Source organism: Nodosilinea sp. AN01ver1 (assembly GCF_050565655.1).
Taxonomy (GTDB): Bacteria; Cyanobacteriota; Cyanobacteriia; order Phormidesmidales; family Phormidesmidaceae; genus Nodosilinea.
This window is the reverse complement of the sequence record NZ_JBNXVS010000043.1, coordinates 13,620-38,115: the sequence shown is the minus strand read 5'-3', so window position 1 is coordinate 38,115 and position 24,496 is coordinate 13,620. Positions and strand designations below refer to the sequence as shown.

The following is a 24,496-nucleotide window of genomic DNA, read 5'->3' as shown; positions in this document are numbered from 1 at the left end:
AGACGCGCGCAGACACCCTCGGGTGTAGTTGCCGCCCTGGACCGCGTCGCCTGGAACGCCAGGTTAGGGCGATCGCCGCAGCGAGGTTATTGAGGCTGCGCGAACTAAGATACCTCGCCATATACCCAGTGCTGGCTGACATAATGGTCATCACCTCCTTCGGAGGCGTTGTAGCACCAGATTACCCCCTTCTCTTTGACATGAGATGGTAGTGAACGGCCCCATTCGGCGGCTAAGCTGCGCCCCTCGATCAGTTCTTGATGCCCATACTTGGTCTTAAGGGGGGCGGTATGGCTCTGATAGTATGGCTCATCAAGGTATATGCATAACTCGCTTGTGAACATATCTGGGATGCAGATGCTGCAGGTTACGCGATATGCACTTGCCCATTCTGGCTTTGCCTTAATTAGGGCCGAGCATGCATTGATGAGCGATTGGGCGCACTCCTTCTGGATTTCAGAGTTTGTATAGCGGCCTTCGACAAGACCCCAGTGAACCGGAATTTTCCAGTTCCAATAACGCTGGCCATGCAATTCTTCTTGGCTTGGGAAGTAACCATCAAATCTCGATGCCCAAGTTTTAAGTGCCCGTAGCCGTCGTGGAATTCCACGCAGCTTCTTCTGTCTTGGGCCGACATTGATCTGTCGTGGCATACGTTGAGCCATAACGGTTCTGATCAGCGGTTGTCAAAACTTTTGTAACACCACAAGCAGTTTCGCTCAATCCGCTGCACCAGAATAGTTAGGAGGCTGGCTGGTATTTTGCTGTTGTGTTAACTCAACAAACTTTTGAATAGCTTTTAGGTATGACTGCTCCCCAGGTTGATAAATTCTTACATGGTCAGCCCCAGAAATAATAAATAATTGTTTTGGCTCAGAAGCGGCGTTATAAAGGCGTTGGCTCATCTCAAATGGCACAACTGAGTCAGACTTTCCATGTAAAAATAAAACCGGAATTTTGAGAGATTGAATTTTTGAGAGCGAATCAAACCGTTCACTGAGAAGAAAATTGATTGGAAAAATCTGAAGGAATGCTTTATGTCTAACTGCCTCTGCCATTGAGGTGAAGGAACTCTGCATGATTAGCCCCCCTGCTTCTGGATACCTTATGGCTAAGTCCAGTGCGATCGCTCCCCCCAAAGATTCGCCATAAATTATGATTTGCTCTGGCGGTATCTGGCGCACATCCTGTAAGTAATTCCAAGCTGCTCGGCTATCCTGATAGACCTGCAACTCACTAGGAAAGTCTCCCTTACTGAGACCATACCCCCGATAATTGAACACAAGCACTGAAAAGCCTAGCTGCCGAAAGGCTGACACACGTGCCAAATAATTGTAGTCCCCCATGTTGCGTCCGACCCCGCAAAGATACAGCATCACTTTAGGAGAAGTGAGAATGTTTGTAGGTTCATCCTTTAAAGGGACAAAGTTTTCTTGTTTTGTAGGAGCAGGAATCCACCAAGCGTGGAGTCGTGCTTGAGAATCTGAAATTGGGATCCAGGCATCTTCATATGGGAGGTTGAAGTCTGAAGCATCGGGATGCAACGACAGTTCTAGTGCAGGACGGTAAATCAGATGGCGCTGCCGTACAAGCAGAAACAAACAGGTTGACAAGTAAACAAGTGCAAAAACCACCGTCACAACAGTCAGAAGCCGATTCCGTTTTCGAGAGTCCTTATTCAACTTGATGCTCACGGTCTTCACTCTAAATTGGCAATTTCAACGTATCACATCAAAATTATTAGCGGTAGTTGATATCGGCTCCAACAGATAGACTATAACTACGCCCGTAACCTCACCAATCTCAATATATACATTTAACTTAAATTGTTTTAGTAAGAATGATTTGTTGCCGTTCAGATGCTTCTGTGAAACAGGTTTTGAATGCTTGAATAGTTTTACGGCATTCTTCAAGCCAATAATTGGAATCATATTTCAAATCATCAAAATGGCTGAGTAATTCATCTACTTCAATTTGACTAATAACATTAGCAATAACGTTAACTTCGCCTGGAAGAAGGTAAAGCAAATCTGATTTTGGATTAATGCGCTCACCTCCCCAGATCGCTGTGTGAGCAAATTCAGCATCTAATGTTAGAAACTTTATCTTTAGCTCTTCCAATAGGAATGAATAAACTTGTTCATCTGTCCGTGTGTCAAAATGAACCTTTCGCTGCATAAGAAAGGGATCATCCGCTTTTAATTGCTCCAATTGCTGTTCCAAGAGAGCGCAGTAACCCTCTAAGTCCGCTTCAGATTCAAAGGGATTGCCTAACATCTCTGCTATTGCTTTGTAATCCTCTTTGAATTCATCTATTGGGCTTGGCAAGATTCTAGAGCTAGCCATAGTAAATCGCGTGAACCAGGAAAACATCCCATTTCCGCAGCCCCATAAATGATCGACTAATGTTTGCAGTTTCTTATCAATGTGAATCTGTTCAAAGAATTCAACAGGCACAGCCTGCTTTTCAACAGAATGACTCATCCTTATACCCCTCTTAACACTGAGCTCTACGTTACAAGAATTAGCAGCAAAATATCTAAATTCGAAAGTAACACTTAGCAGCGTTGAGAATACTAACCCTTGGCAATTAGCATTTATGAACTGTTCTCATCTCTCATCAAGGGCTAAGCCGCATAACGACCCAAGCTATGGTGCCCCAACGTCCCCACCGAAAACTTAAGCCCCTAACAACCAAGCTCCCCCGCCGTCAGAAGCCGGAGCGACGGGAGGAACGACCAAAGCGCAGGCTATGGGTGGTCGAGTGCAGCGCCTTGTTGTGCTGAGGTTGATCGGTTGCACCTACAACTTGAGGAACGGCAAGCCAGTATTTAAAGCTGCCTGCCACTCAGCACGCTCTTTAACCTCCCCAATAGGAAGTGGAAGGGCAGGCGTTACGGAACGTTCCTGCAACGCTAACTGCCACCATATAACGCTATGCCATGCCCTAAACTTATAACCAACAGCTTCATAAACACCAACCGGCTGAAACCCAAGAGCTTCGTGCAAACCAACGCTGGCCGGGTTGGGCAAGGTCGCGCCTGCATAAGCATTGCAGAACCCTTGCAGTCTCAGAATCTCGAACAACGATAAATATAAAGCCTTGCCCACACCTGAGCGATGATAGCGTTGATGAATATAAACTGACACGTCAACCGACCACAAATAAGCGGCTCTGGCACGGTGCGAATTGGCATAGACGTAACCAACAACCTCGGCTTGATGTTCACAAATCAGCCAAGGGAACTGGCGAAGAGTATCTTCGATACGTTGCTGCATCTCCTTAACTGAAGGCGGCTCAGCTTCAAACGAGATAGGCGTGTCACGAACGAACGGTGCATAGATGTCCTGAACTTGAGCAGCGTCACTCTTGCTGGCGAGCCTAATAATAGAAGTTGAAGACATATGAACTATTGTGATACACAACTAAGCCACACGCAGCAGCACAACAATCTTGTCAGAGAGATAGTTTCCACATATTGCCCCTATCAGGGTGAATAGGCAGAAAGTTTCCGTATATCTGCCTTAATCCGCAAGATCGCTGAAAACTTTCCGCATGTTATCCGGATCTGGGTGGATAACTACGGAAAGTCTTCCAATATTTTAGCTATAGTACATACCCGATTAGGCTGCATAATGGCCCAGGAGTTGCCCGCCCCTCAAAGCAGCATCACAATCTCTCTCGGCACCTCTTTCGTGAAACGTTCCACAATTTGTCCAGCACTGCGCTGGACAAATTACCATGCAGCTATGCCCCGCTCCTGTGGGTACAGGAGCGGGACAAGCCAGAACAGGTTGTGCGAGCAGGCAACTACTCAACCCACAAGCCTTCAGGAGGTTAATGCCATTGAGCACTCGGCTTGATCGATAATCACCTCAGCTACCTCCCCACAGTGCCATTCTGCCATTCAAAGTCGATATTTCAGGAAGTAGGTTGCTTGTAGGCGGTCAGATACAGTACCTTTTCAAGTCGTTGTTAATACATATCAAGACCGCACTTCTACCATCTCGAATCCCTCCGCCTCAGTTGGATATTCAAATTGGGCCACAAAAACCTGTAACATCTCCGCAGAAATATAAAATGCACCATCAGGTAATTTTTTGTTCCGTGTTTCAAGTCGACGTTGTAACACTTCGTAAGGAGTCTGCACATAATACAAGACCATATGTGCTCCTGCTTTATTGATACGGGTTTGATATTCTCTTCTTTTCTCTCTCTTCCAAAAGCCAAAATCTAAAATGACGGAGAATCCTAGCAGAAGCAAACGTTCAGCAATGTTCCAAATCATTTTCTCACACCGCTCAGAACGCTCGTCAAACTCTGCACGTGACATTATTTCACCATAAAAATTGAGCATCCATTCATCTATAGAAAATCGCATAGCTCTGCTTTCAGATTCGAGTCGTTTTGCGAGTGTTGTCTTACCAGAGCCTGGCAATCCACACATCAGATATACAACTGCTTTCATGATCATAGTTTTTAAGCATTTGTGGCCAAACTGCGCGATTGTCTAACGTTGCCCATAACCCACTGTGAATCGACTCTTGAACTCAACTAATCGCCGCAAGCTACCCCCACAGGTATGGAGGTAAGTCGCCATCGAGCACCGAAAGCTGCGGATACTGGCCTATCCACTCCACCAGCGCCGCCTTCCACCGATCTGAGAGAACAGATGCCCATTGCCAAACACCTAGCCTTTAACCTTCAGACACCCACCCGCCCACTTCTAAACTGTTACCATCACTAATGTAAATGCTCATTTTCTAAACATGGAAGTTATTTAATATCTATCACTTTGCTCACCGCACGCCAACGTTCTCAACCAGCGGTGGCAGATAGCTCTCAAACTTAGTAACAACAGCTTTTGTTCACTCACTGAATTGAAGTTGTTAGCGAGACGGAATCCATTACACTTTAGCTGACACCACATACCACATATTGCTTGGCAGTGTACGCTTGTGTAAGACTCTATCCTCTAGGTCATCCTGTTGCAGAATCTCAATATTTTGAAATCCTTTTTCCTCTAGCCAATTTTTCATCTCATCACTATACATACCAAACAAATATGGCTCACCAATTTTAGAAAGCTGATCAATACTAGATGCTATACCTGGAACTTGGTCATTCTTGTAAGTCATCAGGGGTGAGCAGCAATCAAAGACCAGCACTGAATCAGGTGTCATTTGCGATTTAATATAGTCTAAAACTTGGGATACGCTCTCTCTGGGCAGATAATAGCTGACTCCTTGCCAAACATAAGCTGTTGGAAGAGTGTTATCAAATCCATAGCGATCAAGACTGTTGAGATCGTCATGATTAAAGTCAAGAGGGATAAGTGTTAGCCCTTCAGGAATATGTCCCAGCTTATCGGATAAGTACTTTTTCTTATTATTAATTGTCTCTGGCAAATCAACTTCAAATGTGGCAGTAGCTCTCTCTCGCACAGCAGAAATTCGAAAAAACCTCGTATCGTAGCCCGATCCAAGTAGAAGAAGTTGTCTGCATCCAGAAGCGAGAGCATCTACAATTACTTCATCACAATACTTTTCTCTCAAAATTGTATACCAATACGAGATCTGCTGAAATCTCTGAGAATCATCGACAGGTTCTACATTAAGATTGAGGGAATTTTCCTGTAAAGACTTTGCTGTAGAATCGTCAAAAAACCAACTGACATATTCATCTTGCAAAATCACATTAGGTTGAAATTGATGAGCGAACTTCATCATGGCAGTCCCTTTATTAGTTGACTTGCCCATATCAATACTCACTGTCTCACCTCCAAATGATTGAGATACTGAAAGTTTAGCTAGAAAATTTGCTTCTATCCAATAGGGCTTCAAAAGTAACGCTGATTGTTGCCCACACATAACCTCGCAAGCTATGCCTTAACCTTCAAACTCTTGCCCCGTCTCGAATTCGGCTCCCTTGACTAGGGTTTGAGGTAGAGAGAGGACTGAACGAAGCTATCAGGACTTTGGAGAACTGGCACAAGCCAAATAGGGACAATTAGTCCACTCACGATGGCCACTGTCACCGAGCACATTTGCTTAGGGTGCATAGCCCCGATCCCAGTCTGGCCTTTGACCGTGAACCCGCTTGAACTGCTAATCCCGCCTGATTTGGATCACCCTCAAAGCACCTCAGAATAGCCGTTTGAAACCCTTCCTCCCAGCTATTTGGATCACCCCATCAGAATCGCGTTTTTTGGGAAAGAGGGGACAGCCAGACGATGGGTTACGAGCTTCGCCTTAGCGTTCCATCTCAACCTGACGAGAGCGCTGGGGTGGCTGCATCGCCTGATGGAGAAGCCGATGAGCCTTTTGGATTTGGCCAACATCTTCTACCGTGAGGCCCTGGGCCAGCTGCGGTTGCCAGGCCCCCTGGTGTCGCTGAAGTTGGAGCAGCTCGCCGCGTCCATCCTGGGCAACCAGGGAGATCGTGTCGGTCGCTTGGCAAAACGACAGCGTGTAGTGTCGGCCCTTGAGTACCCAGGTGTCAGGCCCGGTTTGCTCCATCTGGCCAGCCCTCCTGGCTAGCGTCAGGATACCTCTCACCTCCGGCACCAGGCGTTCAGCCCACATCATCTGCTCGGCGCTGATCCGCTCCCGTTGTTGCTCCCGCTGCTGGCGTCGTCGTTCAAGGCCGCGAGCGAGGTCATGAGCAAGGCGAGCGATCGCTCCTGTCCATCGAGATTGCTGCTCACCCGCTGACTTAACTCGCTCAACTGTGTCACTAAGGCTGATAAGAGCGCCTGCAATTGCTTGGAGCTGTCGCTGCTGCTGCCAGCCTCTAGCCCCTTCAGCAATGCGTTCAAGGTCTGCTGGAGGTGGCTGTGGTCGGTGGTCAGCTGCCTCAGCACTTGCTCCGATTGGGCTTGGTGGCTCACCAAGGCCTCGATCTGAGAGCGCAGCTGGGCGTTGTCCTGCTGGAGCCCCGCGATCTGCTGCTGGAGTGGTAGCAAGGCCTGCTGCAACGCGCTCACCAGCGCATCGGCCAAGAGCCCTGGCGGCATCTCGACTGCCCACTGCTGAGGGGGCGGCGGCGGGGGTACTTTCCTGGGTCTGGGCATGGGTAGTCACCAAATTAAAGAGCGGGACATAGTCACTGACGTTCTCCTTGGCTGAGGATCGCTGCGCCTGGCGCAGCAGGTCATCCGGGTCGGCGGTGTAGAGCGAGAGCTGGTATTTGGCTCGCGAAACGGCCACATAAAACGACTCCTGGCTGGTGGTGGCATCCATCAGCGCCATCACTCGGTCGGCGGTTTTGCCCTGGGCGCTGTAGGTGGTGCTCACCAGTCCGTAGTCGACGTACTGCAAGCCGGTTAAGTCCACAGCATCACAGCGGCCATCGGAGTAGCGGATCTCGGCCTGGCCTTGGGCATCGATGGCGGCCAGGGTAAAGGACTGCCCATTGCGGAGGTTTTGCGCCCGGTCGTTGCGTGTCCAGCGCAGGCGATCGCCCACGGCAACGGGTATTGCCTGGCGGGTATAGACCGTCTTGTTGGGGCAGGCCGTTGGGTCAATCTCCAGCATTTGACCAGCTTCATTGGCCAAGGTGAGTCGGTTGCGGTAGGCATCCACCTGGATCACCTGGTAGGGCTGCTGCTTCACCAGGCATTGGCGTTTGTACGGCTGGTTGACGATGACGATATCGCCGCTGGCGTAATGGGCGGCGTAGCCTGACTGGGCCTGGGTCATGTCTTTGCGCCGCAGCGAGGTCAGGGTAAAGCCGTCGGTTCCCAACTGCTCCTGGGCCTGAAGCCGCGTGCGAATCAGGGTGGTGAGGGCCAGGCGCTCTTGGTTGGTTCCGGCGAGCAGCAGAGTTTTGTCGCGCTCTGCCTCGTCGAGGTCCAGGTAGTCGGTGACCACCTGCTGGAGGCGTGCTGTCGGGGATTTGATTGTTTGGATCGCGCCCGCTCCGACCAGGGTTTGAAAGGCGGCTTCTGTCTGGTCGGTGGCCAGCAGGTTAACGGCCTGTTTCAGGGCTGCTGTCTTTTGTCGTCGGGACTCATCGAGGAAGGCGGTTTGAATGCCTCCGGCCTGCAAGCTTTTGAACGGGTTGCCTGCCTCCACCGCCGAGAGCTGGCGGGTATCGCCCACGAGAATGACGCGAGCATGACAATCCACAGCCAGGCTCAGGAGTCCATGGGCATCTTTGGCGGAGAGCAGCCCGGCCTCGTCAATCACCCAGATTTCTCGTTGTTCAGGTGCAGGATCGGGTGCTGGGGCATGTAGCAAGCTGGCTACGGTATCGGTCGGTAGCCCGGCTTCTTTGCCCAGCACGTTGGCCGCTTCGGCGCTGGGGGCAAACCCTCGTACTGAAAAGCCCTGGGCTTCTGCGCTCTGCTTGAAGGCCTGCAATACAAAGGTCTTACCGCTGCCCGGTAGACCCTGCCAGGCCAACATCTGATCGCGACTGGTCAGGGCCAGGGTGAGCGCTCGCTGCTGACCAGCACTTAGGGTTGGCCACTGTGGCAACTGCTCCTGGAGTTCGGCCTCGCTCAGAATTGGTGCCCACTGGTGCTGCCCCTGGTGCATGAGTTGAATGGTGTCTCGCTCTCGGTGCAGCGCGGCGGTGGTGGTGTACTTGTCCTTTACGGCCTCGACGGACAGCAGCTCGCCCTGGGCCGCGATCGCCTGGTGCAAGACCGCAAAGGGCATTTCACCCAGGGCATGTTCTAGGGCAAAGCGTTCTACTTTCCCCCGGCGAAAAACTGACTCTCGCTCTGAGGCGTGGGCGGTGCCCGCGCGGGCCATCTGGTCTGCCTGATGGTGGGCGGCAGTGGATAGCTCTCTCTCTTGGTGGGGCACCTCGGGCAGGGTGAGATTTTGGTCACTAACCTGCTGCTGCCAGGCCGCTAGCAGCACCTCACGGGGCACCGCCTGTTTGCGTTTGCGGGTGCGCAGGGTGGCCTGCTTTTTCTGACTGGCATGGAGCGGGGTGCCCTGCGTTTCGTCTAGGTTTTGCTGCCACTGCTGGAGGTAGGTTTCGATTTGGCGGGTGCGAGTTGAGAAGGTGCCGAGCAGGGGCTGGCTGTAGTTGCTTAATTCAAATTGCCCCTTCCCCTGGGGGTCAATGTCGTAGCCCAGCTGCCGCAGTTGGTAGGCGAGCTCGTTTTGATAGATCTCCCCCAGCAGGATTTGATTGGCCACAATCTCTTCGTTGCTGAGGCTGCGCCAGCTGCCGTCTGGAAGCTGGGTGGTGTTCATCACCACGCAGTGGCTGTGCAGTTGAGGGTCGAGTTCGCGGCTGCTGTCGTGCTGAAACACCGCCGCGACGATGTTGCCGGTCACCACGCGCTGCCGTCCTTCGGGGGTGCTGACACGGGCTTGGGCAAAGCGCTCTTGCAAAACGCCTAGGGCGGTATCGACGGCCTGGTTATGGGCTGAGATCACTCGCGGATCACCTTGCACCAGCTCAGCAATGGAGACGCTCTTGGGGGCTGAAAAGGTGTAGTCGGTAGCGGCCCGGTGACGGGTGGGGTCGATGGCGCGGGCGTGGAGACATTCACCGTTGGGAGCGGTGCCGTGGAGCAGGGCTTTGAAGTCCTCTGGCTTGACCGCGCCCTGGAGTCCCAGGGTGCTCGCGCCCTGGCCGTACCACCGAGCAGCTGAGCGGGCCGCGTCGGTGCCCTCGGTGTAGTAGTCGTCTTTTTCGTAGTAGGTTTCGGCCTGGGCAGCGGAGACCGAGCACATCGAGAGCATGGGGCTGAAAATCGCTCAACAGCATCGTCCTCCTGGGCGTAGCCATCACCGTAAGGGACGACTCGGGCAGAATCCGGGCGCGGGCTGCCCGGATTCTGCCCGAGTTGCCCGCTAAAGTCGGGGCAGATTGCGCGCCAATCACCGACATCTGACGCCTCTGCCCCGGCCTGGTCATCTGGGGCTCACGTCTAACGCTGATTGCCCATTCCGCTGGAGAAACCATCTAACGACGTCTGACGCCTCTGCCCCGGCCTGGTCACCTGGGGTTCGCGTCTAACGCTGATAGCCCATTCTGCTGGAGGAACCAACCATGGCTACCCATCAACTCTTTATCGACCTTGGTATGTCGGGCACCAAGGCCTGTTTAACCGATGGCAACCGCTGCTACGGCTATGCCTGTCCACCCAAGGTGGCAGATTTGCCGCCCTCGGAGCTAGAGGTGCTGCGTCACCAGGGCCAGGAGTACGGCGGTGGCCTGGGGGCTGGGGCCTATCTCCAGTGGAACAATCAGGCCTATGCCCTGGCCGAGGATGCCGAGGGGCGACCGAACAAATCTACAGCTACCCTACGCAAGAGCACCCTGGCTCATCTCCGCAGCCTGGGCGCGGTGGGGGAAATGGCCCACACCCATCACCTGAAAACCCTGCATTTGGATATCGGCATCGCGCTGCCCTTTGAGGAGTACCTATCTGAGGCCGAGGAGTTGACTCAGCGGCTGCAAGCAACGGGTCGCTTTTTCTATCGCGGACAAGCCTACGATCTCCAACTGGATAGCGTTAAGGTGCTGCCGGAGGCGGCGGGGCTGGTGCTCTGGCGCAAGCAGCAGCACCATGCTCAGCAGCATCAGGCCAGCCGCCAAAACTATGTCGTGCTGATGATTGGCCACCGAGATTTGAGCTTTCTGGTGTTTCGCCAGGGCAAGCCTCCTACGGGAAAGCCCAGTGATTCGGAAAAGTTGGGCTATGTCGCTTTCCTGGAAGCGGTGGCCCAAACCCTCTGTGAGCCGGAGAATCCCTACCTGATGCAGGCGCTGTTAACCCAGCAGGAGGCGGTGCAGTTTCCCGACCAGCCGGGCAAGGTGTTTCCGCTGGCCCAGCGCAGGCAGGAGGCGGAGGCGTTTTACTGGGAGCAGGTGCGGCACCACCTAAGCGAGCATTTTGCTGCCCTCGATTTGACGGAGTATGAGGTGCTAATTGGTGGTGGTACCGCAGCGACGCTCTTGCGGCCTCATCTGACGGACTACCTGGCGACGTTGCCCGGTGCGACGCCCAACTGGCTGCCCGATCTTGCTCAAGAAATGGCGTACCGGCTTCAGGAGGTCACCTCTGAGATCGATCAGGTGCGCTTTGCTGACTGCTATGGCGGGGTGAAGTGGTTAGCCACCAGGGCTCATGCCCGCACCAAGGCACTCCAGGAGGTGCGGGCATGAGCCGTCGGCAGCGGGTGATCTTGCGCCTGGATGTGGAAGTGGATTCGGATGCGGGGCGGCTCTTCACCTATCTGAAAACTAACCCGGCGGTATCGCTGCGGGAAGCGGTGCTCAGGGCACTAAAGGTGTTTTACCTGCCCTGGGCGTTGGAGCCAGAGCTGAGCCAGTCGGAGCTTCAGGCTTTAGCTCAAACCCTGCTGGAGGACATGCAGCTGCGCAGTCTACAGATCCAGAACCGGTTTTTGGCGATCTCTGGGGCAACGCCGGTGCTTGTTATGGCTCAGGCTCCTGGGCCTCAGCCGCTGTCTGCGGTACCGAGGGCGGCGGAGTCACGGGCGACGGTGCAGGCTGAACCTGAACCGTTTATTGATGTCGCGGTGGATCTGGCGGCGGCGGGCCTGGATGATTTTTAGCGGCCTTCTTTTAGACGACACGAGAACCGGCTTGGCCAAGCAACAGTCTCTATCCTAGATATGGCTCCGCTGGTACTGGCGGGGCTGGCCAGCCCTTGCTCTAACAATTCCCATGGCGGTTGTTCTAATCATTGAAGATGACGCGGATGTGGCCGATACCATTCAGGCCTGTATTCAGGCGGCGGGCTACACCAGCTATCTGGCCGAGACGGGCGAGCAGGGGCTGGAGCTATGCAAGCAGCTGGAGCCCGATATCATCGTTCTAGATTTGATGCTGCCCGGTATGGATGGCATTGAGGTCTGTACCCATGTCCGGCGGCTGGCGCTGAGGCGAGACCCCTATATCTTGATGCTGACGGCACGGCGGGGACAGACCCATGAGATTCGGGGCTTTGACACCGGGGCCGATGACTACATGACTAAGCCCTTTAGCCCAGACCTATTAATCACTCGGCTGCGGGCGTTGCTGCGGCGCGAGCTACGCCATGACGACCATGCGGTCGGGGCCGATGAGGCGTTGATTCGGCATCGGTGTTTGCGGCTGCACCAGACGCACCGGCATTGCAGTGTCCGGGCGTCGCCCGGCGACCCTTGGGTTGATCTGGTGCTCCCGGCGCTGGAGTTTGACCTGCTGGCGAAACTGGCCCAGCAGCCAGGGCGAGTCTACCTCAGATCGCAGTTATTGGACGATATCTGGGGTCTCGACCACCCTGGGGATGACCACAATACGGTCGATTCTTGCGTCAAGCGATTGCGCAGAGCACTCCGCTCGAAACTACGGGTATCGGAGAAGGTAAATCCGTTGGTTAAAACCGTTAGAGGGGTGGGATACAAGTTTGAAGATGCGATCTATTAGGCAGGCCTGGCGCTCTGCGCCATTGCAGATGCAGCTGCTGACCTCCCACATTCTGACGTTGGGGTTGGGGGTGCTGATTGCGCTGAGCCTTACGGCGATCTATCCCTCCCTGGCGGAGGGGGGATTAGAAGTCGGCCTGGCGGTGATCGTCATGGTCGTTTTTCTGAGTCTTTCGTCGGGAGAAATCATCGTTAGGCCGCTCAAGGCCTTGCGGCAGGCGATGGCGGCGTTCATGGCAGGGGATTTAGAGGCGCGAGCGCCCCTGAGCGATGTACCGGAGCTGCGGCGGTTGGCGGTTGACTTTAACCGCTTGGCGATGAGTCTACAGACGGTGGAGCAGCGGCGGCGACAGCGGCTGGCCGTGCTGATGCATGAGATCAACACGCCCCTGACGGTACTCAAGGGGGATTTGGAGTTGGCCCGCCAAGGGGCTCGGCTATTGACGCCTGACCTGTTGGGTAAGCAGCTGCGGCAGATCGAGCGGATGAACCGGCTGGCGGAGGCGATCTCGGACTATTCAAAGCGGATGGATGATTATCTACCGACCCGCTGTCAGGTGTGTGCGCTGCCCGCCATCATCGGTGAGGTGGTGGAGTTGGTGTCGTCACTGCCCAGCGCCCGAGGCCGGACGATTCCGGTTCGATGTCCTGACACCCTGCCTTCGGTGTGGGCCGATCCCGACCAGGTCTATGAGGTTCTGGAGAACTTGTTGAAGAATGCGGTGCTGTACACGCCCCAGGGCAGCATTACGGTTGAGGTTGAGGTGAAGCACAATTTCGTCTGGACGGCGGTTGTCGATACTGGACTGGGGATTGAGGCGGCTGACCTCCAAGAGGTGTTTAAGCTGCACCGGCGCTCTGAGGCGGCGCAGCGGTGCAACCCAGGCGGCAAAGGCTTGGGGCTGACGATTGTGAAAGACCTGGTGGAGTTGCAGGGGGGTGCTATTACCGTGGAAAGCCAGATGGGAGAGGGGAGTCGGTTTTCGTTTTCGTTGCCGGTGGCTTAGCCTTTGTTCGCTCCTAGAGAAATCCCAAATCTGCCATCTCAGCGAGAATCCTTTAGCCGCAGGGGTTTCAGGAGTTTCCTGCATCACCAAGGGAAATGAGCAAGTAATTTCGGCACTCAAGCCTGAGCCCTATCAAGAAAATATGCTTACGCCTGAAAGAAAGACAATATCATTTAGCTTATTTTGCTTGACAGATTTAGCAAGCTTGCTAGAATTAGAAAATGAGTAAAGAATCCAGCAATCTAGGTCCATTTCTCGCGTCTACCCGTCAGCATAAGAAGCTGACACTACGAGCTGTTGAAGCCAAGACCGGGATTTCCAATGCTTATCTCAGCCAATTAGAGAGGGGAAAGATTCGTTCTCCGTCTCCAGTTATGTTACGCAAGCTTAGTGACTTATATGATATTCCCTACTCCAGTGTTCTGGAACTTGCAGGTTATCCAGTGCCTGACAACGAGAAGCTAGACACTTCACTTACAGATATTTCTGCTCGACTAGGGCCAGTTACAACAGACGAGGTAGATGAACTTGCTGATTATCTAAAGTATCTGCGTACAAAACGAAGCCAGAAAAAATAGTAGCCATGTGGTCTTTATCTACATCAAAAACTTTCAAAAGATGTCAACGCCAGTGGTATTACAAAAGTTGTCTTTCTAATGCCAGAGCCAAAGATTTTTTGAGGCATAAAGCTTATCTTTTGAGTAAGCTACAAAGCATTAGTTCTTGGCGAGGCAATGTTGTAGATTCAATTATCAGCGAGGTAATCATTCCTTCATTAAATTCAGGATATATTCCAAAGCTTTCAGTCGTGCAGCGAAAAGCAAATGAGCTATTTGAGAGGCAGCTTAATTTTGCTCTAAGACATCCACTTCATGAACCAAACTTTTCGCCTACCAAAGTAGGAAAAGATTTTGCTGCATTGCACTCTATAGAGTATGGGAAAGAAGTCTCTGACGCAGAAATAGCACATGCGCAATCTGAAGTTAATCAAGCACTTGTAAACTTGTTCGAGAACTCGGAGATTTTTGAGAAACTACTTCAGGCTGAGTATCTCATACCTCAAAGAGCACTTGTATTTTCCCATTCAGGTGAATCAGTGCGAGCTGTGCCTGATCTCATTGCATTTTACCGAAACGAAGCACCCTTAATAGTTGATTGGAAAGTTCACTTCTTTGGCGTTTACAAGGCTTGGAAGCAATTAGGGATTTACGCCTTAGCCCTGAAAAGATGTAAACCACACAGGGACTTCCCTAATCTACTGAAGTGGAGTGAAGTAGATTACCAATTATGGGAAATACAGTTGTTGACAAAACAGATTCGGCGTTATCAACTAAACGAAATTAAAGTTCTTGAGATCGAGAATTTCATGGCTGAAAGTATTCATACTATGCAACTTGTTATAGGAAATTCTAAAAAAGCTGATCTGAATTCACTAGAACTTTTACCCGCATCTTCTGCTGAAGCTTGCCAGTCTTGTAACTATCAATCTATTTGTTGGGAAACAGCATGATTATTGAAACTAATATATTTCCTTTCCTAAATCTTTCGGAGCTTTCAACTCAATATCGCCTGTATACAATACGGGGTCTTAAGCATCACTCAGAATATTATCAAAATCGCCAAAATTTGATTCAACGATTGAGTTATAAGCTGAAACACCCGGTAACAATTGTAGAGATTGAAAATAAACCATTCTTGGTTGTTTCTGCTAATGCACCAGAAGTGCCAGACCGTTATCCAATTATTCGAGGCATTGCATATTTTTCATCAACTAATGAAGTTTTTGAATTAGATTATTCGCTACGCAATCCACAAAATGATGAGATCTGTATTCGATTTCTCCATTTCATGGTTCAGTCCCACTTATTTAATCATTCGAAGCTTTGGCAACCTGGTGCTGGAAAACCGTTTTTTGAAAAACAGCCATGCCGAGATTTTGGAAGCATATCTTTGTTTAGAGGTTTTTCTGCACGCCCAACTTTTACTAAAGATAGTGGAATCGGCCTTTGTGTTGACGTACAACACAAATTTGTTAGCAAAAAACCACTTCCAAACTATTTGAATGAACAAACATTCCAGCAATACAAAGCAAAGCGCTGTATCTATCGTTTTGGACATCAGTGGTATGAAATACAGTTGAGTGAGCTTTCAGATTTAAACGTAACAGAGGAGATGATCCCAGATGGTGATACTTTTACTTCTCTCCTAGATTATGCAATCAGTCATTCTCGCAAACCGATTCCTCGAGACCTGGCTTTGGTTGCTCAAAATTCAGCAGTAGTCCACTACTTTGACAACCGAAATAATGATCGAGCAGCAATTGCTGCATTATGTCACCTGGTTTATGGAACAACGGATTCTGCCGTCCAAAAGTATCATCCACATACTGTTTTAGAGCCTGACAACCGCCGCTCTTTAATTCAACAATCGGTGGAGAATTATCTCCAAAGAATTTCTTTTGGCGATCTTACGCTTGAAGTCAGTAACAATTCAGAAAAGCTCTCAGAACAATTTTTCACTCTCCCAGATTATCGCTTTGGGAATGGGCATCGCTTGTCAGTTCGTGGCAGCCATGATTCTCAGCAAGTGACTCTTGAGTGCGTAGGAAAGAAGAGATTAGAGTTATTAAGTGACCCAAAAGCTGGTGTCTATGTGCAAGAACCATTTGAGCGCCAGTACTTTTTACTACCTCAGACTGTTGGAGACAGCTTCGGCTCTGAGTTTATCAAAGATCTAAAAAAAGCAGTTGATAAGCTCTACCCTCAAGGTGGTGGCTATGACCCTCAAGTCTTCTTTTATCAGGATCGTGGTTTCCGTACTTATATAGAGCAAGGCAGAGCAATTCTGGAGACTGTAGAACTTAACCAGCTTTGTCTCGGATATGGCGTCGTTATGCTGCCTGACAAATTTGCCTTTCCCCGTCAACATGATCTGTTAGCAGCTTTAGTTCTTAGAGAACTTAAGGATCACGAACTGTATGTAGCTACAATTCACTCTTCAACTGGCAAAGAATGTTATGAGTCACAGTATCAGGCGGATGGTCAACCATTCTATACAGTGCGCCCTGAGAAGCGTGGAAAACTGCAAGGGTATCTTCGTAATGTTGCTTTAAATAAGGTGTTACTCACAAATGAACGATGGCCATTTGTTTTGGCAACGTCCTTACATGCAGATATTACTATCGGAATTGATGTCAAACACAATACAGCGGGCTACATTGTTGTCAACAAAGATGGTAGTCGAATTTGGACTCTACCACCAGTAACCTCAAAGCAGAAAGAGCAATTGACTAGTGAGCAGATTAAAACTTGCCTAAACGATATTTTAACTAAGGAATTAGAACGGGTAAACTACCCAATATCAAATATTGTCATCCATCGTGATGGCCGAATGTACATGTGCGAAATCGAGGGTGTAAAGCAATCAATAAATTCGTTGAAGCAAAAAGGAGTACTGCCAGAAAATGTCAATCTTACAATGCTAGAAATTTCCAAATCTGAACCAGTTTCCCTGCGTATATTTAGTTCCACAACAAAAAATAAAAAAACTGTTACTGGATCTAATAAGGTTGTTTACCAGATTCAAGAAGCTACTGACAATCCTGAAATTGGGTTCCATTATGTTTTTGGGAATGATGGATATCTTTCTTCAACAGGAAAACCTTTTCTAAATCGAGGAACATCCAAGCCTTTGCATGTCAAATATATTGAAGGTGGAATGCCATTCGAGAATTGTCTTGAAGATATTTTCTATTTGACAGCCTTGGCATGGACAAAGCCTGATGATTGTAGTCGTTATCCTATTACAACCAAGATTAATGATCGAAGACTAGGTGAAGATGCTAGTGAATATGATGAAGATGCACTTCGCTTTGATTTTTCTGAAGGTTTAGAGACCGAAGAAAATCCTGACGAAATTGCTAACAATAATTCGACAAACAATGAGGCAATTAAATGAGCACTATCGGTTTATATTCGACGCTATATGCCCGACTTGCAGAATGTGCTAAGCTCCTAGACCAGACTCTAATCGAGTTAAAGCAGCAACAAGAAAACGCATCTAGAGATATTTCTGACCAGCAGAAAAAATTAGGACATTTGCTGATTGGCTTGGCTAAGAAGTCAAGTGATCTGGATGTTCAACTGTTAATTACATTGCTCCAAGATAGCCCAAAAAAAAATATGGCTGAATGGGCTAGACTAGGCCAAGCCTTGTTGGAAAATAAAGTTGCGCAGAGTGATATTTTGAAGCTTGAAAAGTTGGCAAAATCTCTAGAGTACGAGCGCGCAAATACTTTTGCAAGAATGAGAGGCAATAATGCTTAGTGATTATCTTGCAGGCGTAATTCCACAAATGATTGAAAGAGGGCGAGTCTTAACAGATAGTATACCGAGAAATCTTCCTAGAGATTATGATGCTCTTAGATCAACATGCAAACAGTATGTCGATGAATCAATTCTAGCACTCGAATCTCTTGAGAATCAGGCATTTAGCCCTGAGCACCTTCGTGTGTTTAAAAGAATTGTGTCAGATATGGATTTAATTGAGACTGTGGGGATTGCAGCATTAAATCGAGCCTCTGACACAGACCATCAATTAAATATGTTGATTGATAAAATCGCACGTGAAATTAATTATCCTCGTTTGATTCCAACAGTCACAACTTTATCTCAGAATTATTTTTGCATATACCCAAGCTTTAACTTAATGTGCGTTCCCTTGATTGAAGGAAGGTTTTTACTACATCTTCCTGATTTATATCATGAGTTAGCTCACCCTTTATTTACAGAAAAAAATGATCCTCTTTTAGAACTATTTCAGAATCGCTATCGAGATGCCTTAATGCATGTACTTAATTATTTTGAGGAAGAGAAGCTTAAAGCTGAAGAGCGACGTGGTCCTAATATTTATGACATGCTTCATGCTTGGCAGCGTTCATGGATTAAGTTCTGGATAGAGGAGTTTTTCTGTGATCTGTATGGAGTTTATACTTTGGGGCCTGCATTTGTATGGTCCCATCTTCATCTAGCAATCAAGCGTGGCACTGATCCTTTTGAGTTGTCGCTTATGCATGCAACTTCTCACCCCTGTGATAATGCGCGAATGATTGCAATGCTCTATGCATTAAAACTTTCTGGCTTTCATGATGTAGCAGAACGGATTCAATTGCAGTGGGGTGAGTTTTTAGAAGAAATCTCAGCGACTGGAGAGCCAGAGTATCATCGCTGTTATCCAAGCCATCTTATTAGTAAAGTTGCAGAGTATGCATGGGGTGCAGTAAAAGATATGAAGGTTAGAATTGCGACCCCGTCAGTTAATGATCCTGTTCATACACTCCTCAATGAAGCATGGGAGCAATTCTGGAGAAATCCATCTGGTTATGTTGAATGGGAAAAGCAAGCAGTTGCAACACTACTAACTGAGTGTGCTCGTCAGTAACTACAGGCTAACACTGCGTTAGTGCGGACGGTATAGAGGTTATTGATGAGAGTCAAGGTTATTTGATCCACTCTGAATAACCTGCTCCATAAGCTTCCCAACTTTTTTCAGGAAACCCTATCTAGCTTGGGCCAAGCCTTAGTGTTCAGCGATCGCCCAAAAATCTCGCATTAACAGAGCTGCTGTTCTAGGCGGTGTTTGCGGAGTTCCCAGTCGGGGAGGGTGCGGGTGAGGAGTTCGACAAAGTCGCGGCCATGGTCGGGGTAGACCAGGTGGCAGAGTTCATGGGTGATGACGTAATCGATCGCCCTTGTCGAGGCCCGAATTAGATCTCGGTTGAGGATGAGGGTACCGGTAGCGGTGAGGCTGCCCCAGCGGCGGGTGAGGCGGCGAATGTGCAGGGGTGGAGCGGCGTGCCCTCGCCGGGTAAACGGGGGCAGGCAGGCTTGTAGGCGCTCTGGGAATTTGAGCTGGGCGCGGTTGAGGTACCAGTGCTCTAGCATCTGGCAGGTGTGGTCGGCGTTCTCGGGGTGGGGGGTGTGGATGCGGATGTAGCCGCCGATCAGTTTTACGGCGGTGTCGGCGGCGGGCAAAACTTTGAGGCGGTATTGGCGGCCCAGGTAGAGGTGAGTTTCACCGCTGATGTAGCGGCGGGGCGGGGTGCGGGGCGCGAACTGGGTAAAGTACTGCTGCTGTTTGAGAATCCAGCGGGCGCGGTGTTTGACGCGGTCTTCGATGGTGTCTGGGTCAGCGCCGGTGGGAGCAGTGACGATCACCTGTGCATCGGGATAGACGGAAATATCCAGGGTTTTGCGATCGCTGTACTGAACGGCATAGCTGATAGTGTCTGCGCCGTAGGTAACGGTCTGGCTGGAGGGGCTCATTTTTTGAGTTGTCGCTGGCGGGCTAGATGCAGTGAGGCTTCGATGATGGCATCCATCTCTTCGGGGGCGAGGTGAATGCCGTGGTGATCACCCAAGACATCATAGAGGTAATCATCAATGCGGTTCATCATGACTTTTTGGATGTCGTCATTGTCCATCCAGTCAACGATCGCCTGGTCTTTGATGATGGTCAAAATGGCCTGGGCGGTCTCAATCACCGTGGGCTGCACGGCCTCGGCCTCGGTGACGTGGGCCTCAATTTGGGGTTTCACCAGGCCATAGAAGGCCATCAGGTCTGGATCGGCGGCGACTTCGGCTGGTAGGTCGCTGTGCTTGCGGTTGACCACCGCTTCGCGAATGTCTTTGGCCCGCTCTAGGTACTCGGCTTCGGAGATGCGCTTGGCGCGAAAGTCGTCGATGGTCTGCTGAATCATCTCCGAGAACCGCTGGTAGAAGGCGGGGTCTTCCTCCATTTTGTCGGTGATGCTGCGCTTGGTGGCGCTGGCAATCAGGTCGGCCTTGGAAGCGGGTGTCTTTTGCTGGCCCAGGGCCGCTTCGTAGGCCACATCGTCAAAGATATTGAAGATGCCGACGATTTGCGTGACCTCCGTAGAGGACAGGTGGGTGTCTAGCAGCTTGCGCACCTGGGGCTCAATGTCACGGTAATCGACGACATCGGAGTAGCGGAGTTTAACGGCGGCCTTCAGATTTTGGAAACGCTTCAGGTCGGCTCGGTAGTTGTCAATGGTGCGTTGGGGAGTCTCGTTTAGAAACTGCTCGGAAGATAGGGCGATCGCCAAGGTCCGCGCAAAGATCGAGAGCTTTTCGTAGAAGTCTTCCCGCAGATCCTCGTCGGCCAGGAGCTGCTCGTAGGCTTCCTCGTCGTGCCGGTTGGCAATGGTCTTAAACAGATCAAGTAGGTTGGCATGGCGCTGGGACAGCTTATCGATCTCGCTCTGCACATGGGCCACCGTGCCCTTCAGGTCTTCGGCATCGAACCCCTGCCAGTTGCTGTAGGCCGCCAGGGCGGTCTCCAGTTCTTCTAAAACGCCCACGTAATCGATGATGTAGCCAAACTCTTTTTCTCGTCCGGTGGCATCGTCGGCATAGAGGCGGTTGACCCGAGCGATCGCCTGCAAGAGGGTGTGCTCCTTCAGGGTGCGAGTCAGGTACAGCACGGTGTTAGGGGGCGAGTCGAAGCCGGTCAGAAGCTTATCCACCACGATCAAAATTTCGGGTTCGTCGCCATGCTCAAAGCTGTTGATCAGCTGTTCGTTGTAGGTTTTCTCAGAGCCGTAGCGGCGCATCATCTGCTGCCAAAACTGCACCACAGCATCGTCAGAGGAGCGATCCACCGATTCGTCATCCCCCTCGGGCACCTCGGGGGGCGAAATAATCACCTCTGAGGCCACATGGCCAAACTGCTCTAAATACTGCCAATACTTCAGCGCCTCGCGCTTGCCGGGGGCCACCAGCTGAGCCTTGAAGCCGGTGCCCTGCCAGTTTTGGCGGTAGTGCTCGCTGATGTCAAAAGCGCGGGCGTAGATCACCTGATCGGCTTTGTTAATCGAAGAAATGCGGCTGTATTTCTTTTTCAAGTCAGCTTTTTGTCTGTCAGTTAGGCCCTGGCAGTAGCGCTCAAACCAGGTGTCGATCACCTTTTGGTTGACCTCGGTTTCGCTGTGGCGACCTTCGTAGAGCAGGGGCACCACCGCCCCGTCGGCCACCGCCTGGTCGATGGTGTAGGTATCCACCAGGCCACCAAATTTGGTGAAGGTGCTCTTCTCCTTCCGCATCAGGGGGGTGCCGGTAAAGCCCAGGTAGCAGCCGTTGGGGAAGACCTGCCGCATGCGGGGGTGAAAGTTGCCGTGCTGGCTGCGGTGGCTCTCATCCACCAGCACAAACACGTTGGGGGAGGGGTCGGCAAAGTTGCGCACGTTGAGGGCGGCAGCAAATTTGTTGATCAGGGTGATGATCACGTCGGCCTGGCGCTCTTCTACCAGGTCAATCAGGTGGCGGCCCGATTTGGCCTGTTCGGGGTAGAGGCCGCAGCTGTGAAAGGTGTTTTTGATCTGCCGGTCGAGGTCGGTGCGGTCGGTTACGACAATTACCCGAGGGTTAGGAATCTCGGTATTGAGGGCCAGGGCCTTGGCCATCATCACCATGGTGAGCGATTTGCCCGAGCCTTGGGTGTGCCAGACCACACCGCCCTGGCGTCGCCCTTCGCCGTCAACCTCGGCAATGCGCCGCAAGATTTTGTGTACGGCCAAAAACTGCTGGTAGCGGGCAATTTTGCGAATGCCACCGTCAAACACAGTGAACTGGTAAGCCAGCTCTAGTAGCCGGTCGGGGCGGCAGAGGCGGTAGAGGGTGCGGTCTTGATCGGTGAGCAACCGCTCTCCGCCGCTGGCCAACTGCTCAAAGAAAAGCCGGGCTGAGGCAAAGGGTTCGGTAAACAGGGGCGGGGTTTGATCAGCGGGCAGGGGGGTGTTAATCGTTTGGGCAATGGTGTCGTCGGGGATCAGCTCCTCTTTCCAGACAGCCCAAAATTTGGAGCCGGTGCCCACGGTGGCGTATTTGATGGCGTTTTTGTTGGTGGCCACCAGCAGCTGGGCGTAGGTAAACAGTTTGGGAATGTTTTCGTCGCGCTGGTAGTCGATCAGCTGCTTAACCGCGTCGTCTACATCGACCTTGGGCGATTTGCACTCGATGATGATGAAGGGAATGCCGTTGACGAAGGCGACAATATCGGGTCGTTTGGTGTCGGCGCTGCGGGTGCGCTCGACAGGGAACTCGGCGGTGACGTGGAAGGTGTTGTTTTGCCAGTTGCGCCAGTCGACATAGCGCAGGCTATAGCTTTTGGTGTTGCCGTCTATGGTTTGCTCTAGGCTGGTGCCCAGGGTGAGCAGGTCGTAGAGAGTTTCGTTAGTTTTGAGCAGGCCGTCGTATTTAACGTTTTTGAGCCGCTGTATGGCCTCTTGAATGTTGGCTTCGCTGAAGCGGTAGGTTTGGTCGCGGGTGGTGATGTGGTTGAGGGCTTGTAGTTGCTGGCGCAGAATGGGCTCTAGCAGGACGGTGCTGCGTTTGCCCTGGCGCAGGGCAAGGGCTTTTTCGGGGGGCAGATAGGTGTAGCCCATCTGCATCAAGAGTTGCAGCGCCGGAATCTGTGATTGACACATTTCGTCTAACCGAAACTGGGCATACCCTGACTCATAAAACCCACCAACGTCAGAAACCTGGTTAGGTGACATAAATCACCTCTGCTAAAACAGACTGTTGAATTTGCGGCTTTAGGGTATGTTTAATCACCAGATCAACAGGCTTCTCAAACAGGTCTTCGAGAAAGAATTTGAGATCCATGTAGCGATCAAAGGTTGCTGCGCCTTCAAACTCGACCAAAAAGTCGAGGTCGCTGGTTTCGGTAGCTTCGTCGCGGGCTACGGAGCCAAATAGGGCTAGAGATTGCACCCCGAAACTCTGGACAGTGTTTAACTGCTCTCGCAGCCGTCCCAAAATAGCCTGCTTGGTCAATACCTCAGCCATCACGCCGCCACCTCATCAACCGGAACCCGCCATTCTCCAGTCAAAAGCTTTTGCATTAGACCTTGTTTTTGCCTCTGCAATTTTTTCCTATATTTCATCAGACTATTAATCTCGTCTTGAGCATTACCTAAGATTTCTACAATTCTCTTTTGAATAGAAATCGACGGCAGCTTTACAGATATAGATTCGCACTTAGAACTATTCAAATATGAAACTGTTGTCTGACCCGCAATAGCCAGCATTTCTTTTTCTTTTGAGCGCAAAGCCCAACATAGATATTCAGGAATGACTTCACCACCACAGACAAAGCCATGAAGCTGCTGATTGATTACTAATTCTCGTGCCGCTACAGCAACAATTCCAAATTTCCCAACACAGGTCATGATAACCGTATTACTAGGTACAGTTTTCCCCTTAATTGAATTTAGCTCTTGACGGCTGACAGCTAAATTTAGTTTTGACTTTTCCACCCAAAACTCATCCTCCAAATCTACCGTCGTAATCCAAGGTATATCTCCATCAAATTTCTTGGGCTTATTTCTAGCAGGAACGATGCTAGAACAGATATTTTTAACTTTTATTGATTCACATGGCAGACTTTCAAAAAGCACCTGAGAGATATTTTTCTTAAGCTTCTGCTTGGCGGTGATGAGTTGTTCGGTGAGGGCAATCGCACTATCCCAAGCCTCAAGCACCTCAACTATCCGCCTCTGATCTTCTAGAGCAGGAACAGGAACAAGTACTTTTCTAAGCTCTTTAATAGGAATTTCCTGTAATGCCGAACCATTCACTCGTCTGAGTAAATCGCCGCGAACGTGATCAGATCGAATAGCCCAAAGCAAATACCTTGGATCAATAATTTTACGGTTAGGAGAGATTCTTGCGATTCCCCTTGTTAAATTACAACCAATGAGCTTGGAGTCAGCAAGCTTTGCCAGCCCAATTTCTCCACGAAGCGCGATCAACAACTCGTCTTTCTCCAGAATTGTTCGCTTATAGCTATTACTAATCTCCTCAGTTGTCGTAATCATTCGGGAAACATCAATTAATCGATTTGCCAGATCAATAACTCGAACGCAAGGAATACCGTCCTTAATTCCTTCGCCCGTTTGAACAATTCCATAAGAGATGGGTTTAATAGATAAATTTTCTAGTTTTTTTAACGGCCAAATTCCTTTAGACAATCTCTTAGCCTCAATAATCTATTTCCAAAATCTC

At 50.5% G+C, this 24,496-nt stretch carries 20 protein-coding genes; 9 read left to right on the top strand and 11 right to left on the bottom strand.

Features of this window, described 5'->3' with window-relative positions:
• Window positions 1-104 precede the first annotated feature (104 nt).
• From ACQ4N7_RS24205 to mobF, 7 genes are all read right to left on the bottom strand, one after another.
• On the bottom strand, window positions 105-665 hold the full coding sequence (locus tag ACQ4N7_RS24205; protein ID WP_430714014.1) for a DUF3916 domain-containing protein: 561 nt from the start codon (window positions 663-665) through the stop codon (window positions 105-107).
• A gap of 54 nt (window positions 666-719) precedes the next feature.
• Window positions 720-1,694 (bottom strand): alpha/beta hydrolase, encoded by a 975-nt coding sequence (locus ACQ4N7_RS24200; RefSeq protein ID WP_430714013.1) that lies wholly within the window; start codon window positions 1,692-1,694, stop codon window positions 720-722.
• A gap of 127 nt (window positions 1,695-1,821) precedes the next feature.
• Window positions 1,822-2,484 (bottom strand): hypothetical protein, encoded by a 663-nt coding sequence (locus ACQ4N7_RS24195; RefSeq protein WP_430714012.1) that lies wholly within the window; start codon window positions 2,482-2,484, stop codon window positions 1,822-1,824.
• Window positions 2,485-2,802: 318 nt separating this feature from the next.
• Window positions 2,803-3,405: an arsinothricin resistance N-acetyltransferase ArsN1 family B gene (locus ACQ4N7_RS24190; RefSeq protein ID WP_193965932.1), complete on the bottom strand. Its 603-nt coding sequence runs from the start codon at window positions 3,403-3,405 to the stop codon at window positions 2,803-2,805.
• A gap of 581 nt (window positions 3,406-3,986) precedes the next feature.
• Window positions 3,987-4,469 carry an AAA family ATPase gene (locus tag ACQ4N7_RS24185; protein ID WP_193965931.1) on the bottom strand — a complete coding sequence of 161 codons (483 nt, stop codon included), beginning with the start codon at window positions 4,467-4,469 and terminating at the stop codon, window positions 3,987-3,989.
• Between the two features lie 439 nt (window positions 4,470-4,908).
• Window positions 4,909-5,772, bottom strand: a complete 864-nt coding sequence (locus ACQ4N7_RS24180) for a class I SAM-dependent methyltransferase (protein ID WP_430714011.1) — start codon at window positions 5,770-5,772, stop codon at window positions 4,909-4,911.
• A gap of 480 nt (window positions 5,773-6,252) precedes the next feature.
• Window positions 6,253-9,708 (bottom strand): MobF family relaxase, encoded by a 3,456-nt coding sequence (gene mobF / locus ACQ4N7_RS24175; RefSeq protein WP_430714010.1) that lies wholly within the window; start codon window positions 9,706-9,708, stop codon window positions 6,253-6,255.
• A gap of 310 nt (window positions 9,709-10,018) precedes the next feature.
• Here mobF and ACQ4N7_RS24170 point away from each other — a divergent pair, with 310 nt between their 5' ends.
• The 9 genes from ACQ4N7_RS24170 (at window position 10,019) to ACQ4N7_RS24130 (ending at window position 18,851) form a co-directional block, all read left to right on the top strand.
• Window positions 10,019-11,137, top strand: coding sequence for a ParM/StbA family protein (locus tag ACQ4N7_RS24170; protein WP_430714009.1), 1,119 nt, complete (start codon window positions 10,019-10,021; stop codon window positions 11,135-11,137).
• Complete coding sequence (locus ACQ4N7_RS24165; protein WP_430714008.1) at window positions 11,134-11,550, top strand: hypothetical protein; 417 nt, start codon at window positions 11,134-11,136, stop codon at window positions 11,548-11,550. Before ACQ4N7_RS24170 ends, ACQ4N7_RS24165 begins: the two co-directional genes overlap by 4 nt.
• A gap of 112 nt (window positions 11,551-11,662) precedes the next feature.
• A complete protein-coding gene (locus ACQ4N7_RS24160; protein ID WP_430714007.1) occupies window positions 11,663-12,406 on the top strand; it encodes a response regulator transcription factor in 744 nt (247 codons plus the stop codon).
• On the top strand, window positions 12,393-13,412 hold the full coding sequence (locus tag ACQ4N7_RS24155; RefSeq protein WP_430714006.1) for a sensor histidine kinase: 1,020 nt from the start codon (window positions 12,393-12,395) through the stop codon (window positions 13,410-13,412). Before ACQ4N7_RS24160 ends, ACQ4N7_RS24155 begins: the two co-directional genes overlap by 14 nt.
• A gap of 221 nt (window positions 13,413-13,633) precedes the next feature.
• Window positions 13,634-13,990 carry a helix-turn-helix domain-containing protein gene (locus tag ACQ4N7_RS24150; RefSeq protein ID WP_430714005.1) on the top strand — a complete coding sequence of 119 codons (357 nt, stop codon included), beginning with the start codon at window positions 13,634-13,636 and terminating at the stop codon, window positions 13,988-13,990.
• Window positions 13,991-13,995: 5 nt separating this feature from the next.
• Complete coding sequence (locus ACQ4N7_RS24145; RefSeq protein ID WP_430714004.1) at window positions 13,996-14,922, top strand: PD-(D/E)XK nuclease family protein; 927 nt, start codon at window positions 13,996-13,998, stop codon at window positions 14,920-14,922.
• Window positions 14,919-17,369: a Piwi domain-containing protein gene (locus ACQ4N7_RS24140; protein ID WP_430714003.1), complete on the top strand. Its 2,451-nt coding sequence runs from the start codon at window positions 14,919-14,921 to the stop codon at window positions 17,367-17,369. The genes ACQ4N7_RS24145 and ACQ4N7_RS24140 overlap by 4 nt, the downstream gene beginning before the upstream one ends.
• Window positions 17,366-17,737: a hypothetical protein gene (locus ACQ4N7_RS24135; RefSeq protein ID WP_430714002.1), complete on the top strand. Its 372-nt coding sequence runs from the start codon at window positions 17,366-17,368 to the stop codon at window positions 17,735-17,737. Before ACQ4N7_RS24140 ends, ACQ4N7_RS24135 begins: the two co-directional genes overlap by 4 nt.
• Window positions 17,730-18,851 carry a hypothetical protein gene (locus ACQ4N7_RS24130; protein WP_430714001.1) on the top strand — a complete coding sequence of 374 codons (1,122 nt, stop codon included), beginning with the start codon at window positions 17,730-17,732 and terminating at the stop codon, window positions 18,849-18,851. The genes ACQ4N7_RS24135 and ACQ4N7_RS24130 overlap by 8 nt, the downstream gene beginning before the upstream one ends.
• A gap of 170 nt (window positions 18,852-19,021) precedes the next feature.
• On the opposite strand, the gene ACQ4N7_RS24125 is transcribed toward ACQ4N7_RS24130, so the two are convergent.
• The 4 genes from ACQ4N7_RS24125 to ACQ4N7_RS24110 are packed head-to-tail and all read right to left on the bottom strand — an operon-like array spanning window position 19,022 to window position 24,462.
• Window positions 19,022-19,735, bottom strand: a complete 714-nt coding sequence (locus ACQ4N7_RS24125; RefSeq protein ID WP_430714000.1) for a M48 family metallopeptidase — start codon at window positions 19,733-19,735, stop codon at window positions 19,022-19,024.
• A complete protein-coding gene (locus ACQ4N7_RS24120; RefSeq protein WP_430713999.1) occupies window positions 19,732-22,986 on the bottom strand; it encodes a type I restriction endonuclease subunit R in 3,255 nt (1,084 codons plus the stop codon). Before ACQ4N7_RS24120 ends, ACQ4N7_RS24125 begins: the two co-directional genes overlap by 4 nt.
• Complete coding sequence (locus tag ACQ4N7_RS24115) at window positions 22,976-23,278, bottom strand: nucleotidyltransferase family protein (protein ID WP_430713998.1); 303 nt, start codon at window positions 23,276-23,278, stop codon at window positions 22,976-22,978. Before ACQ4N7_RS24115 ends, ACQ4N7_RS24120 begins: the two co-directional genes overlap by 11 nt.
• A complete protein-coding gene (locus ACQ4N7_RS24110) occupies window positions 23,278-24,462 on the bottom strand; it encodes a restriction endonuclease subunit S (protein ID WP_430713997.1) in 1,185 nt (394 codons plus the stop codon). The genes ACQ4N7_RS24115 and ACQ4N7_RS24110 overlap by 1 nt, the downstream gene beginning before the upstream one ends.
• Between the last annotated feature and the right edge of the window lie 34 nt (window positions 24,463-24,496).